The organism is Candidatus Omnitrophota bacterium (assembly GCA_028716565.1).
Classification (GTDB): domain Bacteria; phylum Omnitrophota; class Gorgyraeia; order Pluralincolimonadales; family Pluralincolimonadaceae; genus Pluralincolimonas.
Map to the genome: position 1 here is coordinate 500,149 of JAQUPL010000001.1, position 14,041 is coordinate 514,189.

Here is a 14,041-nt window from a genome sequence, read left to right on the forward strand (position 1 = left end):
TCAGATTTTTCCGTTCACCGACCTGAAATACTCCACGGTCTTCCTTAACCCAAGGACAAAATCCACTTTGGGATCGAATTTTAAAAGTTTCTTCATCTTCGCCACGTCCGCCAGGGTGTGTTTGACGTCGCCGGGGCGCGGAGGCATGAACTTGGGCTTTATATCCTTACCGATGATCTCGTTCAGGAACTTGACCAATTCGAGGAGGTTATATGCCTTTCCGCACGCGACATTGAATACTTCGCCGGACGCTCCTTCGCGAATCGCCGCGGTAAGGTTTGCCTCTACGACATTGTCTACATAAGTGAAATCCCGGCTCTGTTTCCCGTCCCCGTCAACCGGAGGCTGCTCGCCTTTAAGTATGCAGACAATGAACTTGGGTATGACAACGGCATATTCGGATTCAAGCGATTGCCGCGGGCCGAAGACGTTGAAATACCGCAAGGCTACGGTCTCGAGGCCGTATGACTTCGCGAATACCCTGCAGTAATGTTCGCCGGCGAGCTTGGTGGCCGCGTAAGGGGATATAGGCTGGGGTATCTGGTCTTCGCTCTGCGGGAGTTTAAGCGCATCACCGTAGACCGAGCTGGAAGACGCAAAGACGACCCTTTTTACCTTGTTCTCCCGGGAAGCGAACAGGACGTTAAGGGTGCCCTTGACGTTAACGTCGTCATATAATTGCGGGTTCTGCAGGGACTTTGGCACGGAACGCAGCGCGGCCTGATGTATGACATAATCGCATCCCTTGAGTGCTTTTTTCAACAGGGCGGTATCGCGTATGTCCCCTTCGACCAATTCTATCTTGCCGGATACCTTCCCGAGGTTCTCCTTTTTTCCCGATGAGAAATCGTCGAGGACTTTGACATCTTCGCGGCGGCGCACCAGCTCATCGACGATATTGGAACCGATGAATCCCGCGCCACCGGTGACTAGATACCTGGCCATGAGGTTAAAGCCTTTCTATTTTATCGCGGTTCGTCTTGATGTTCCTTAACGCGTTGCGAGCATCGAGGATGAACCTGGAATTTTTGACTATGAAGTCATAGTCTACGTTCGAATGGTCGGTGACTATGACCGCGCAGTCCTTGTCCTTAAGCTCCGCAGCGGTCAGTTTTACCGACCTCATCTTGTGCCCGTTGACTTCGGAAGCGGGCACTAACGGGTCGTAATACGAGATGGCGGCTCCGCGCTCCCTGAGCTTCTCTATCACCTCGTATGCCGGGGATTCCCTCGTATCGGTGACATCTTTTTTGTAGGAAAGGCCGAGGATGAGTACCTTTGCGCCCTTGACCGCCTTCCTGAACCTGTTGTTGAGCGAACGCGATACCCTTTCGGCCACGTATTCCGGCATGTCGGCGTTCACCTTTGAGGCGAGGTCGATGAACCTCGGCTCGAATCCCTGTATCCTTGCCTTCCACGCCAGGTATATCGGGTCTATCGGGATGCAGTGCCCGCCCAAACCCGGGCCCGGGTAGAACGGCATATACCCGAACGGCTTTGTCTTCGCGGCCTCGATGATCTCCCATACGTCCACCTTGAGGCTGTCGCACATGAGCGCGAGTTCGTTCACGAGCCCGATGTTGACCGACCTGAAGGTATTCTCGAGGAGCTTGACCATCTCCGCCACTTTCACCGACGAGACGGTAATGACCTTCCCGACTATCTGGGAATACAAAAACTCTATATTCTCCCTGCATATCTTCGTCATGCCGCTTACTACTTTAGGTATATTATGCGTCATATAAGTAGGATTGCCCGGGTCGATCCTCTCCGGCGAGAAACCGAGGCAGAAATCCTTTCCCACTTTAAGGCCGGTCGCCTCCAATATAGGGAGTATCACTTCCTCGGTCGTCCCGGGATAAGTGGTGGATTCGAGGACTATCACCTGCCCTTGTTTCAAATTCTTGGCGATCGCTTCTGCCGCGGAGACGATGAAAGACATATCGGGGTCTTTAGTTTTCCTTAACGGCGTCGGGACGCAGATTATTATGGCGTCGACCTCTTTAAGCCTTGAATAATCGCGAGTTGCCCTGAGCGCCCCCCTCTTCACCAGGGGCTTTATCTCGTCACTCGGGATATCCAATATATAGGAATTTCCCCGGTTGATGGAATCGACCTTCCTCTTGTCGAGGTCGACCCCGAGCGCGCCGAAACCCTTCTTGGCGAACTCCACCGCCAGGGGCAATCCCACATAACCAAGGCCTATAACAGCGATCCTGGCCTTCCTTTGTTTTATCTTTATTTTAAACCTCGCGACCATCGGTTCCCCTATCTCTTTTTACCGGTTTTTATGTATTCTTTTAACGCTTCCCTGTAATGCCTTAATTTATATCCTAACGCCTTGCCCGCCTTTGTATTATCGAGGGCCGATAATTTTGGCCTCGGGGCCGGGCCTCCGGCATCCTTTGCGGTTATGGATACGATCTCGGCTTCCAGCCCGCACAAGGCAGCTATCTCCTTCGCCAATTCGTAACGCGAACAGACCCCTTCGTTGGAAATATTATATATGCCGGACGGGGCTTTGCCCTTCCTGATGCGCTCCGAAAGGTCAAAAACCGCCTTCGCCAGGTCCGCAGTATAAGTGGGGTTCCCGTATTTCTCCCCGACCGCCCTTATCCTTTCGCCCTTTTTGGCCGATCCGACGACAAAATCTACAAAATTCTTTCCGCACGGGCCGAACATCCAGCTCGAACGCACTATGGCGTACCTGCTGATATTTGACCTTACGTAATCATCGGCCGCCAGTTTCGAATCCCCGTAGACGCTTAACGGATTGGGCTTATCCTCTTCCGTGTAGGCCGAACCCTTATCCCCATCGAAGACGTAATCCGTGCTGATCTGGATCAATAACGCCCCGGCCTCTTCCGCCGCGTCAGCTACGTTTTTGGCCCCTTCGGTATTTGTCTTGAAGGCCTCTTCGGGATTGAGTTCGCAGAAATCGACATCCGCCAATGCGGCCGCGTTTATCACAAGGCCGGGCTTGAACTTCCGGATGACCCGGGCTGCGCCGTCCCTGTCCGTAATATCCGCCGCCAGCAGTTGTGAGGCGCGGCACTGTTTCGCTTCGCGTTTGCCGCGCGTTAAACCGGCGACATCGCCCGCGGCCGAAAATTCCCTGCAAAGATCGCAACCTAGCATGCCGGTCGCGCCGGTAATCAGTGTCTTCAAGCTCTACCCTTATACTGCTTCTTGTAATATTTCTTGTAGGCGCCCCTGTGCTTTATCTTCATCCACCAATCGCGGTTCTCTTCATACCATTTTACGGTCTTATCAAGCGCTTCGTTGAAGGTATGGTTGGGTTTCCAACCCATATCCCTTAATTTCGAATCGTCGAGCGAATATCTCCTGTCGTGCCCCAGGCGGTCCCTGACATATTCTATCATAGACCTGTCCCCGCCCATCGCCCTGATGATATCGTGCACCATATCTATGTTCATCATCTCGTATCCGCCGGCGATATTGTATACCTCTCCCGCTGCTCCTTTATTCAATACGAAATATATCCCGTCGCAATTATCCTCGACGTAGAGCCAGTCGCGGACGTTCTTGCCGTCGCCGTAAAGGGGCACCTTCTCCCCCTCAATGAGGTTTGTTATGCTCAGGGCGACGAATTTCTCCGGGTATTGGTAAGGCCCGAAGTTATTCGAACTCCTGGTTATGACCACGGGCAGGCCGAACGTGACGAAATAGGCGCGGCACATATGCTCTGCGGCGGCCTTGCTCGCAGAATAGGGGCTGTTCGGCGCAAGGGAGCTCCCTTCATCGAAAGAACCGTTCTCTATCGAACCGTAGACCTCGTCGGTCGAGATCTGGATGAATTTCGATACGCCGTTCATCCTGGCTTTCTCCAGCAGGACGTTCGTCCCGAGGACATTCGACATTATGAACTCGTCCGCCCCGTGGATCGACCTGTCGACATGGCTCTCGGCCGCGAAGTTCACGACGTAATCGCAGCCCTTGATCGCCTTCTCCACGGCCTTATGGTCGCAGATATCGCCCTTGATGAAGGTATAGTTCTCGTTCTTTTCTATATCTTTAAGGTTCTCGAGATTGCCGGCATAGCTCAGTTTGTCGAGATTGACTATCTCGCAGCTCATATTCTTATAGAGGACGTACCTTATGAAATTAGAGCCGATGAAACCGGCGCCGCCTGTTACTAGTATTCGCATATCTTCTTTACCCCCTTGCACAATTCCTTCTCGACCAGGCTGCCGGCGCGGAACAGCGACTCGAAGGTCCCGCAGTCTGTCCACCACCCGTCGAGGACGTCAAAGGTCATTTTCCCGGACTTTATATACTCGTTATTTACGTCGGTTATCTCGAGCTCGCCCCTCTTCGAGGGTTTAAGCGGCCTTATGATGTCGAAGACTTTCGGGTCATACATATATATGCCGGTAACGGCGAGGTCGGATTTCGGGTTTTTCGGTTTCTCTTCGATGTTTATTATCTTCTTTCCCTTGATCTCGGCCACGCCGAAGCGCCCCGGGTCCTGCACTTTCTTCAAGAGCACCTTCGCCCCGGACGGCTGCCGCCTGAAATCCTGCACATATTTCTTGATGCTCTTCTCGATGAGGTTGTCACCCAGGATAACGATGATCTTATCGCCGTGGGCGAAGTGTTCCGCGAGGCCGAGCGCTTCCGCGATGCCTCCTTCGCCGCGCTGGTACGTATAATTTATGTGTTTGAGGCCGAATTCCGAGCCGTTCCCCAAAAGCCTCAGGAAGTCGCCGGCGTTATTGCCGCCGGTCACTATGAGGATGTCTTCTATCCCCGCGTCGACAAGCGTCCGGATCGGATAATATATCATGGGCTTGCAATATACCGGCAAAAGGTGTTTGTTGGTTATGCGGGTCAACGGGTCGAGCCTCTTACCCAGCCCCCCGGCCAGTATCACTCCTCGCAGGGCCATTATTTCCTCCAATCGTAAGGTATATCGTTATCGTACGCGTCTATCCTGAGTTCGTCCGGCTCCTTCGGGTTATACGCCATCGTCGGTATGTTGACGATCATCGATTCAATATCGGCCACGCACTTGAAACCGTGGTAGACGCCCTTGGGTATCTTGACGAGGAACGGGTCCTCGAGCGACAGGATGAACTCGTTCACCTCGCCCTTGGTCTTCGACCCGTCCCTGGCGTCATAGAGCCCGAGGCGTATCTTGCCCTGCAAGCAAACGAAATGGTCGTCCTGTTTCTTATGGAAATGCCAGGCCTTTACCACCCCCGGGAAGGCGGTCGTGAAATACGCCTGCCCGAACTTTTCGAAGATCTCATCGTCGCAGCGCATGATCTCCATGAGCTTGCCGCGGTCGTCCGGTATTATTTTCAGTTTTTTTATCTTTACGCCGTCTATCATCAGGATGCCCTCCCTACGCAAGTATACCTGAAACCTAGTTCCTTCATCTTTTTGGGATCATATAAGTTCCTGCCGTCGATGACGACCGGATGCTTGAGGAGTTTCTTGACTTTTTTAAGGTCGAGCTCCTTGAATTCGTTCCATTCCGTCACTATCACGACGCAATCGGCGCCCTTTACCGCGTCATAGGGCCCCTTACAGAACTTTATTTTTTCGAGTTCAGGCAGGCGCTTCGCCTTATCCATTGCCTGCGGGTCGTACGCTCTTATTGCGGCACCCTCGCTTATAAGCTTTTCTATTATTCTGACCGAAGGCGCAAACCTCAAGTCGTCGGTATTGGGTTTGAAAGCAAGCCCGAGGATCGCTATCGACTTGCCCTTGATGTTCCATAATGCCCTCTCTATCTTCCCTATGAAGAGCATCTTCTGTTTTTCGTTAACCCTCTTTACCGCTTTAAGCAGATCAAAATCGTATCCGACCTTCTCGGATATATGGATGAAGGCCTCTATGTCCTTCGGGAAACAAAAACCGCCGAAACCTATGCCGGCGTTCAAGAACGCCCTGCCTATCCTTTTATCGAAACCCATGCCCCTGGCGACTTCCTCGACGTCGGCGCCAGACTTCTCGCAGACATTCGCCACGGCGTTGATGAACGATATCTTCGTCGCCAAAAAAGAGTTCGACGCGTGCTTTATCATCTCCGCGCTGTTGATGTTGGTCACGATTATCTCGGCGCCCAACGGCCCGTACAGCTCAAGGAGCATATCCTTCGCCTTCTTGCTCTCGACCCCTATTATTATCCTGTCGGGATGCATGAAATCCTCTATAGCCGACCCTTCCCTTAAAAATTCCGGGTTAGAGGCCACGTCGAACCTGACGCCCTTGCGAGCGTTAGCCTCGAGCACCCGTTTTATCCACTGGCCGGTCTCGACCGGGGTGGTCGACTTCTCTACGACGAGGTGGTACGAGGTCATATAGCGGGCAATACCCTCGGCGACAGCTTCGATATGCGTCAGGTCGGCTTCGCCGTTATCTTTCGGCGGGGTCCCTACCGCGATAAATATGATCCCGCTCTTCCCAACAGCGTCCTTGAGGTTAGTAGAGAACTCGATCCTCTTTTCCTTGCGGTTCCTCTTTAGGAGGTCCTCGAGGCCTGGTTCATAAATCGGCACCATGCCGCGGTTAAGTTTCGATATCTTGTCCTTGTCTATATCGACGCATATGACGTCGTTCCCCAGGTCGGCAAGGCACGCGGCCGTCACCAGACCGACATATCCTGCCCCTATCACGGTTATTCTCATATCCTCACCTGTCGTTAACCCGGAGGCAAAGTGGAGCCGAACCTCGGCGGGTTGTAATTCTGTTGGAATTCGAAGGGCATCTCCGGGAAAGCCTTGAGCCGCAGCGCGAACATGAAAGTATACCCGTGGTCCTCCGATATGTTGCATATAATGTCCCCGACCCAGCAATGCAGGTCGCGGCTGATCCTGTATTCCTGCTCGGCCACTTTGTTGATGAACTTCTTGGCGGCATCGGCCCCTGAGCCGAACCTCTTGAAATCGATCCGCTCGTAAGCGGTGATCTTCCATTTATCGGTAAGGTTGAACATCAACTGCCCTTCCAACTGGCTGTAGACCTCATCCTGCCACCTGTATCCGGCGCCCCAGCTCCATTTCTTCCGGGTCAGGTCCGTGTATACCGTGCCCCTGAGGTCCGGGTTGTCGAGGTTGTATTCCGGGTCCCCGACGATGTTGAAAGTGAACGAATTGAATTTTGAGGTATGCTGGTCATACGAGGTAGTGGAAAGTATCCTCATCCAGTTATACGGCTTGGATTCGAACAAGAAGTCGTAATCCCCGACACGGCCCTTTTTCTTCTCCCCGGCCCTGAAATTGTAATTGGTGCTCACTATCAGCCTCGCGAGATCGACCGTCTGCATCGTCTTCCCGACCATCCTCTTCGTCTGGAGTTTATTCTCAAGGGACGGGGTGATGACATTCCTGAAATCAAGGGCGTCTATCGAATCGAACTGCGCCAGGTTAGCCGGACGGAACGTGGGCCTGTGGGCATAATAGTAACTGACCGTAGGGGAGAAGACATGCCTGATGTTGTTTATCTCCATATTAAACGCGTTCGATTTGACGTCATAAGTTTTATAGAAACGCGTATTGAGGTCGATCCCCGTAAAAAAATTACCGCGGATAAAATTGCTATTATCCCCCTGCATGTCCTTGCTGTAATACGTCTGTTCAGTGCCCGCAAAAGGCCTTATGCCGAGCCAACCCAAAATATTCGACTGGTATGAAAGCTGGTTAGTGGTATCTACCCTGTTTACGCTGGCAACGCCGTTGACCGGCGCGGGTTCCAGCTTATTGATGTTGGCGGCCGCAGCCTGGCCGTCGTAATAAAAATTCGTCTGGCCGATCTTCAGGCTGCGTGTCTGGAACTGCACCTGAGGCAGGTATTCGACCACGGAATCGAAGCGGTTTACGCGCGGCTGCACGAAAAGGCTCGTGGTGTAATACGGGTCTGTCCTTATGAGCGAGGCATAGTTGTTGTTGACCATGTCCTTCTGGAAATCCCTAAGGTAATAATCCTTCATGACGTTGGCGTCGGACAACTTATTGTATTCCACGATGCCGCTTGTAGCCGTGTCCGGCTGCCATTTATGCCTCAGCTGCGCCCTATAGCGGTTGAGGTCCTTATCCTGCTCATCGGCGGCACGCGTGCTCCAGGTCCGCTGGCTGCGCTCGTCAAAATAATTGAACCTCACGACGCCGCTCCCGAAGTCATCGGTATCGTAATTGGTCGAGAAGCCGTAGGCAAAATCCCTTAGTTCCCTGTAATCTATGTTTATCCGGCCTTTCACCTTTTCGTTAAGGTAGTATTTCCAGGAAGTGAGAAGGTAATATCCCCAGTCATTATCATGGCCCGCCATGACCGAGACCGGGGAACGGAAGTCCTTTAACGGTATGCTCAGGTAAGGGAAATAAAATACCGGCACATCCCCCACAAGGACCAGGATATTCTTCGCGGTTACCCTGTCGTTAAGATAGACGTTCAATTGCTTGGTCTGGACCCTGTAATGCGGCTTCTCCCTGTCGCAGGTAGTGATGAAACCCTGTCTGATGTAATAATGGTTCTCGTCCTGTTTCTCGGCTTTTTGTCCGGCGCCGTAATAAGTGGGCTCTATAAAAACGCGGGGGTTGACTATCGTCCCGACCTTCGTCTCGACGTTATATACCATCTGTTCGCCTTTTAGGAAGCTCCCTTCCTGTGTCAGTTTTACGTCTCCCTCGGCCAGGACCTCTTTGGTATCTGTATGAAAAATGGCTTTTTTGCAGGTCAGTTTCGCGTCCTGGTAGGTGATGACGACATTGCCGTTCGCGACCGCAGTCATGTCCGTTTCGGAATATTCTACCGTGTCGCCGTTTATCACGACCGGCTCTTTGGTGTTCTTGTCGACTTTGACAGTGGGAAATTTCGGCGTCGCCACGTCTAAACCGGAAGCCATCCCGGGCAAGATGAAGGTTATTATTACGGCAAAAGCAATTATTGAAAACTTACGGCTCAATTGTCTCTCCGGTTATTTGCGGCGGCCCCGGGTCCCGGGATAGAAGAAAAGCGCCGCGGCGCCGATAATGCCGGCGTCATTTCCGAGTTTCGCCTTGAGGATCTTGACGGCTTTACCGGGAACGGGTAAAGCCCTTTCGTTCACCGTTTTCCTGATGGACTTGAACAAAAACTCTCCTGCGTCAGCGACCCCGCCGCCGATTATTATACTCTCGGGATTCAGGAGATTTACTATGCCTGCCAGCGTAACGCCTATCCTTTCACCTACCGTATCCCAAAAATTTATCGAAAGCCTGTCGCCTTTTAGCGCTGCTTTACTTATGACCTCCGGCGTCAAGGCCGAGAGATTCCCGTTTACCAGTTTTTTTATGATCGTCGGGCTGCCGCGGCGTATCTTCGCTTTAAGCTCATCGACGATATATCTGTTGCCGACGTAGCGCTCCAGGCATCCGTAACTTCCGCAGCCGCACGGCAACCCCTCTTCCTTGAGCGGCATATGTCCTACTTCACCGGCGGAAAAAGAGGAGCCCCGGTAAAGGTCTCCGCCAATTATTATCCCGCCGCCGACGCCTGTCCCCAAAGTGATGCAGACAAGGTTCTCCGCGCCCCTGCCTGCGCCGAACCTGCATTCGCCGAGCGCCATCAGGTTGACGTCGTTATCTACAAGGACGGGAAGGCCAAGCTTAGACTCAAGCATCCTCTTGAGGGGCGTATCCTTCCAGCCCGGGACATTTGTCAGGTAATATACGTGCCCGCGCCTGAAATCCACGAGTCCCGGGACGCCGATGCCCACGCCGAGCACTTTTTTCGGGGAAAGGCGCGCCTTCGCCATCACGGCCCTGACCTCGGCGACAATGGCGGCTACCAGGCCTGCCCTTGTGCCGTATGCGGTTGTGGACAATTTTGCCCTGTGGGAGACCCTTCCCTTAGTGTCTACCAGGGCCAGCTTGGTATAGGTGCCTCCGAGGTCTATTCCGACAGCGAATTTAGTCATTAAGTAAGTAATCTTAACTCAAAAACGGCCATTTTTCAATATAATTCAGCCCAAATCCCGGCCTAAGGCCATAATAAGGCCTTATTCCTGCCCGCTTCTTTCGCCTTGTAAAGGGCCTGGTCAGCCCGGTCTATGAGCGTCGCCACGTCCTCACCGGTCTCCGGGAAAGTCGCCACGCCTATGCTTATCGTCATCGATATCGTCTCGTCATAAGCCCTGAATTTATGCTTTTCCACGGACATCCTTATCCTGTCGGCGACATTGAGCGCAGAATTCTTGTCGGTATCAGGCAGCGCTATCACGAACTCCTCACCGCCGTATCTTCCGATGAGGTCGACCTGCCGCACGTATTCCTTCATTATCCTGGATATCTCCTTGAGGACGATATCCCCTACGAGGTGTCCGTAAGTATCGTTGCACTGCTTGAAATGGTCAAGGTCGATCATGAGGAGCGAAAGCTTGAGGTTGTGCCTCTTGGAGCGCGCCACCTCTTCGTTCAGCCTCTCTATAAAATGCCGCCTCACGTATATCCCGGTCAGGCCGTCGGTTATCGCGAGCTCCTGGACCTTCTCGTACAGGTTTGCCTTCTTGAGCTCCAGCGCAAGCTGTTTTGCGAGAATAGAGAAACTCTCGGCATGTTCCTCATCAATTCCCCGTATCGCGAGGATCCCTAACGGCTCCCCTTCCGAAAGCAACGGCAGCGCGATAAAGGACCTGCCCGCGTCGCCGAGGTAAGGGGCAAAAGGATGGCCCTTATCGATGGGCGCTTTGAGCGATATTATCTCCTTGCCGGCGGAAACCATTTCCGCAAGGAGATGGTCGAACTTGTCGGGCGGCCCGCTGCGGATCTCGCCTGAAGAGAGCTTTCCGGTAGAGGGATTATGTATCTCGTAAGTCACCCGGGCCGTAGATCTCTTGTGGGATTCTTCAAGCAATATGACCCTAGCGGTAACGAATCTGGAGATCTTGCTGATCGCCTCCCTGAATATCCTGAGCATATCTCCCGTATCCAGGGACGCGCTCATCTTCTTGGTAACCTCATAAAGATCGAGGATATCATGGACCTGGTTCTGCAGCGAGGCATTCAGGTCCTTCAGCGACTTAAGCTCCGCGGTGAACTCGTCAAACGATTTTTTCCCGTCGGAAAGCGATGAATTTTTTGAGGCGAAATACCCGGCGTATTTATTATTGAAATAAGAGGGGATGAGCGGGACGGTATTCAAGAACACTATCGAGGCAAAATAGGGCAACTCGAATCCCCTGTTAAATAACATCAAGACTAAAGTGAATGCGGTGACGCAGCCGGTTATCATATATGATACGGCCAACCCGAACTCAAAGGCCGCGGCTATTACCGCTATAAGGGAGAAATTAAGCGTGAAGATATATATGTGCGCCGGCCTGCCGATGCAGTAAAGCGGAGGTATAAGAGCCAGTATGAAGAATACGGGCAGGACCCCTCTTTTGGAAAGGCCCCATCTTTTCGGGGAGATATTCAGGCGAGGCATACCTTGTTGCCTCCGTTCTTTTTGGCCTCATAAAGGGCCGCGTCAGCAGACCTGATGATCTCATCCCTCGATACCGCATCTTCGGGCACCCCGGCGCAGCCGATCGAAACCGTGACATGAGTCTCAACCTGCCTCAGGATGAACTTCTCGCCTTCTATCTTTTTCCGTACCTCCTCGCCGAGCCTCTGCGCCGCGGCCTTGTCCTTTCCGAAGAGAACGATGACGAATTCTTCTCCGCCGTACCTGGCCGCGATATCGCCGGGCTCCAGGGAACCTTTGAGCAGGCCTCCGATCGACTTAAGGACTATATCCCCTGCGATATGGCCGTATTTGTCGTTATAGCCCTTGAACCCGTCTATATCGAACATAAGCAGCGAGAGCGGTTGTTTTATCCGGACCGCTTTTACAATATCCTCCGCCATCCTCTCCTTGAAATATCTCTGGCAGTAGAGCCCGGTCAACCCGTCGCTTATTGCGAGCTCTTCTATGCGGTGGTAGAGTTTCGAGTTTTCCAGCGCGATAGCTGCAAGGTCGGAGATGATAGTGAGCAGCCTCAGGTCATCGGATATGTAAGCCTCGGCCTCCCTGCTTTCGACCCGCAGGATGCCGATGACCTTCTTCTCGGAAATAAGCGGGGCGGCTATCAGGGACTTGAAACCCCTCCTGAACTCGACGGGTATCAGGTCGAGGTTGAACCTGAAATCCTTATCCGCGTCTGATACCATGAGCGGCTGCCTCTGCTTCAAGACCCAGATATCGAAGATATCGCCCTTTTTCGATTTAACGGATACCGCCCCTTCCTTGCCCCTGACAGCTTTAAGGGCCAGCTCGCGGGCTTCCTCATCGACCAAAAAGAGGATGCAGGCATCCGCCTTCTCGACCAGATCGCAAACGTTGTCTATGACTATGTTAACCACCGAATCAAGGGATAATGTCGAACTGAGCTTGCTTGTCAGTTCCTTGAGCGTAGCGTACCTTACGACTTTTTCCTTGAGGGCGTCATTCGCCCCTTTCGTATAGGCATATTCGGCCTCGATCGCGTTCTTCTCCTCCTCAAGGGTATCGATCTGCCTGTCTATGGAAAGGGCACGCGTGACCATGCTGTTCTTAAAGATAGTGACAAAGAGCCCGACGGCGAAAAAAATTAATATCTGCATGTTCATATTCGGAGTGTGGATGTTATTACCGGCGGAGATCCCGGCTGCGGCGGTCGCATTAACGACAGTGGTTATGTTGGTATTGGTGACGAGCGATACGAAAAGCGTGATTACCGAGGAGAGCGCTATGAATATCCAGAGGCCCCATTCGCCGAAAGCGACCCATGCCAGAAGGATGATGACATTAAGGAGTATGATAAGGGAGCTGATCAGCCCGTAGACCCAATATTGGACCGGGAACCGGTGGCAGGCCGAGATTATCAGAGAGGAAACGAGGAGAAAACCTGCTATCGCAAGTATTCCTGAAACCAGCTTTTCCTTTTTCAAACTAGACTATCGCTTTCTCAGTGTCCTTATCGAAGAAATGGATCTTGCCCATGTCGAGGACGAGGTCGATGTCGTGGTTGACCTCGGGCTTGTCGTGTCCTCCGACGCGCGCAATGAAAGCCTGTTGTGGAGTCGCCATGTGGAGATAGACCTCGGAACCCATCGGCTCTACGACGTCCACCCTGGCCGTAACGGTGTTTTCGGGAGGAGCTTCCTGGACGAAGAGTTTATCGTAAATATCTTCCGGCCTTATGCCGAATACGATTTCCTTGCCCTGGTACGGCCCTATCTTGGTTATCATATCGTCGACGACCTTGACCTTGAATGTCCCCTCGTCGAAGTAAAATTTCCCGTCGTCTTTTATGATCTTCCCGTTGAGGAAATTCATCGGCGGGCTTCCTATAAAACCGGCGACGAATTTGTTTACGGGTTTGTCGTATAAGGATATCGGGTCGGCGACCTGGTGGACGATCCCGTCTTTCATGACGACGATGCGGTTGCCCATCGTCATGGCCTCGACCTGGTCGTGGGTGACGTATATCATCGTCGATTGCAGCCTGGTATGCAATTTGTTTATCTCGGTCCTCATCTGCACGCGCATCTTCGCGTCGAGGTTGCTTAAAGGCTCGTCAAACAAAAAGACGAGCGGTTTTCTTACTATCGCCCGTCCTACCGCGACCCTCTGCCGCTCGCCGCCGGAAAGCTCTTTCGGCCTCCTGTTCAGGTACCTGGCTATGCCGAGCATCTGCGCCGCTTCTTTTACGCGCTGGTCGATCTCGGCCTTGGAATATTTGCGCAGGCGCAGGCCGAACGCCATATTATCATAAACGGTCATATGCGGGTACAAGGCGTAGTTCTGGAAGACCATCGCAATGTCGCGGTCTTTGGCCGGGACATCGTTGACCAGCTTATCGCCGATATATATCTCGCCTTCGGATATCTCCTCGAGGCCCGCTATCATCCTTAAAGTGGTGGATTTGCCGCAGCCGGAAGGGCCTACGAATACGACGAATTCCTTGTTCTCGATGCCTAGGGTCACATCAGAGACAGCTTTTGTATTCCCGGAATAGATCTTCGAGACATGCCTGAGACTTACCTGAGCCATTTGAACCTCCTTGAGGTAGATT

General features: G+C 52.7%; 12 protein-coding genes. All 12 read right to left on the bottom strand.

Annotation, left to right across the window (positions count from 1 at the left end; all coding sequences use genetic code 11):
* A complete protein-coding gene (locus PHO67_02570; GenBank protein ID MDD5546033.1) occupies positions 1–945 on the bottom strand; it encodes an SDR family oxidoreductase in 945 nt (314 codons plus the stop codon).
* A gap of 4 nt (positions 946–949) precedes the next feature.
* Positions 950–2,260 carry a nucleotide sugar dehydrogenase gene (locus tag PHO67_02575; GenBank protein ID MDD5546034.1) on the bottom strand — a complete coding sequence of 437 codons (1,311 nt, stop codon included), beginning with the start codon at positions 2,258–2,260 and terminating at the stop codon, positions 950–952.
* A gap of 8 nt (positions 2,261–2,268) precedes the next feature.
* A complete protein-coding gene (rfbD, locus tag PHO67_02580) occupies positions 2,269–3,168 on the bottom strand; it encodes a dTDP-4-dehydrorhamnose reductase (GenBank protein MDD5546035.1) in 900 nt (299 codons plus the stop codon).
* Entirely contained in the window at positions 3,165–4,169 is a 1,005-nt protein-coding gene (rfbB, locus tag PHO67_02585) for a dTDP-glucose 4,6-dehydratase (GenBank protein MDD5546036.1), read from the bottom strand. Before rfbB ends, rfbD begins: the two co-directional genes overlap by 4 nt.
* Entirely contained in the window at positions 4,157–4,903 is a 747-nt protein-coding gene (locus PHO67_02590) for a sugar phosphate nucleotidyltransferase (protein ID MDD5546037.1), read from the bottom strand. The genes rfbB and PHO67_02590 overlap by 13 nt, the downstream gene beginning before the upstream one ends.
* Positions 4,904–4,908: 5 nt before the next feature.
* Positions 4,909–5,355 carry a dTDP-4-dehydrorhamnose 3,5-epimerase family protein gene (locus PHO67_02595; GenBank protein ID MDD5546038.1) on the bottom strand — a complete coding sequence of 149 codons (447 nt, stop codon included), beginning with the start codon at positions 5,353–5,355 and terminating at the stop codon, positions 4,909–4,911.
* Positions 5,355–6,656 (bottom strand): UDP-glucose/GDP-mannose dehydrogenase family protein, encoded by a 1,302-nt coding sequence (locus PHO67_02600; GenBank protein ID MDD5546039.1) that lies wholly within the window; start codon positions 6,654–6,656, stop codon positions 5,355–5,357. Before PHO67_02600 ends, PHO67_02595 begins: the two co-directional genes overlap by 1 nt.
* A gap of 14 nt (positions 6,657–6,670) precedes the next feature.
* Positions 6,671–8,929 carry an OstA-like protein gene (locus PHO67_02605; GenBank protein ID MDD5546040.1) on the bottom strand — a complete coding sequence of 753 codons (2,259 nt, stop codon included), beginning with the start codon at positions 8,927–8,929 and terminating at the stop codon, positions 6,671–6,673.
* Positions 8,930–8,941: 12 nt separating this feature from the next.
* Complete coding sequence (locus tag PHO67_02610) at positions 8,942–9,922, bottom strand: ROK family protein (GenBank protein MDD5546041.1); 981 nt, start codon at positions 9,920–9,922, stop codon at positions 8,942–8,944.
* 62 nt (positions 9,923–9,984) lie between these two features.
* Positions 9,985–11,430 carry a sensor domain-containing diguanylate cyclase gene (locus tag PHO67_02615; GenBank protein MDD5546042.1) on the bottom strand — a complete coding sequence of 482 codons (1,446 nt, stop codon included), beginning with the start codon at positions 11,428–11,430 and terminating at the stop codon, positions 9,985–9,987.
* Positions 11,418–12,914, bottom strand: coding sequence for a sensor domain-containing diguanylate cyclase (locus PHO67_02620; GenBank protein ID MDD5546043.1), 1,497 nt, complete (start codon positions 12,912–12,914; stop codon positions 11,418–11,420). Before PHO67_02620 ends, PHO67_02615 begins: the two co-directional genes overlap by 13 nt.
* A 1-nt stretch (position 12,915) precedes the next feature.
* Positions 12,916–14,019, bottom strand: a complete 1,104-nt coding sequence (gene ugpC / locus PHO67_02625; protein MDD5546044.1) for a sn-glycerol-3-phosphate ABC transporter ATP-binding protein UgpC — start codon at positions 14,017–14,019, stop codon at positions 12,916–12,918.
* Between the last annotated feature and the right edge of the window lie 22 nt (positions 14,020–14,041).

What these genes read in the sequence shown, in the direction of transcription:
- PHO67_02600 (MDD5546039.1), bottom strand. Translation starts at nt 6,656, where the DNA reads ATGAGAATAACCGTGATAGGGGCAGGATATGTCGGTCTGGTGACGGCC.
- rfbB (MDD5546036.1), bottom strand. Translation starts at nt 4,169, where the DNA reads ATGCGAATACTAGTAACAGGCGGCGCCGGTTTCATCGGCTCTAATTTC.
- PHO67_02610 (MDD5546041.1), bottom strand. Translation starts at nt 9,922, where the DNA reads ATGACTAAATTCGCTGTCGGAATAGACCTCGGAGGCACCTATACCAAG.
- PHO67_02595 (MDD5546038.1), bottom strand. Translation starts at nt 5,355, where the DNA reads ATGATAGACGGCGTAAAGATAAAAAAACTGAAAATAATACCGGACGAC.
- PHO67_02575 (MDD5546034.1), bottom strand. Translation starts at nt 2,260, where the DNA reads ATGGTCGCGAGGTTTAAAATAAAGATAAAACAAAGGAAGGCCAGGATC.
- PHO67_02615 (MDD5546042.1), bottom strand. Translation starts at nt 11,430, where the DNA reads ATGCCTCGCCTGAATATCTCCCCGAAAAGATGGGGCCTTTCCAAAAGA.
- PHO67_02570 (MDD5546033.1), bottom strand. Translation starts at nt 945, where the DNA reads ATGGCCAGGTATCTAGTCACCGGTGGCGCGGGATTCATCGGTTCCAAT.
- ugpC (MDD5546044.1), bottom strand. Translation starts at nt 14,019, where the DNA reads ATGGCTCAGGTAAGTCTCAGGCATGTCTCGAAGATCTATTCCGGGAAT.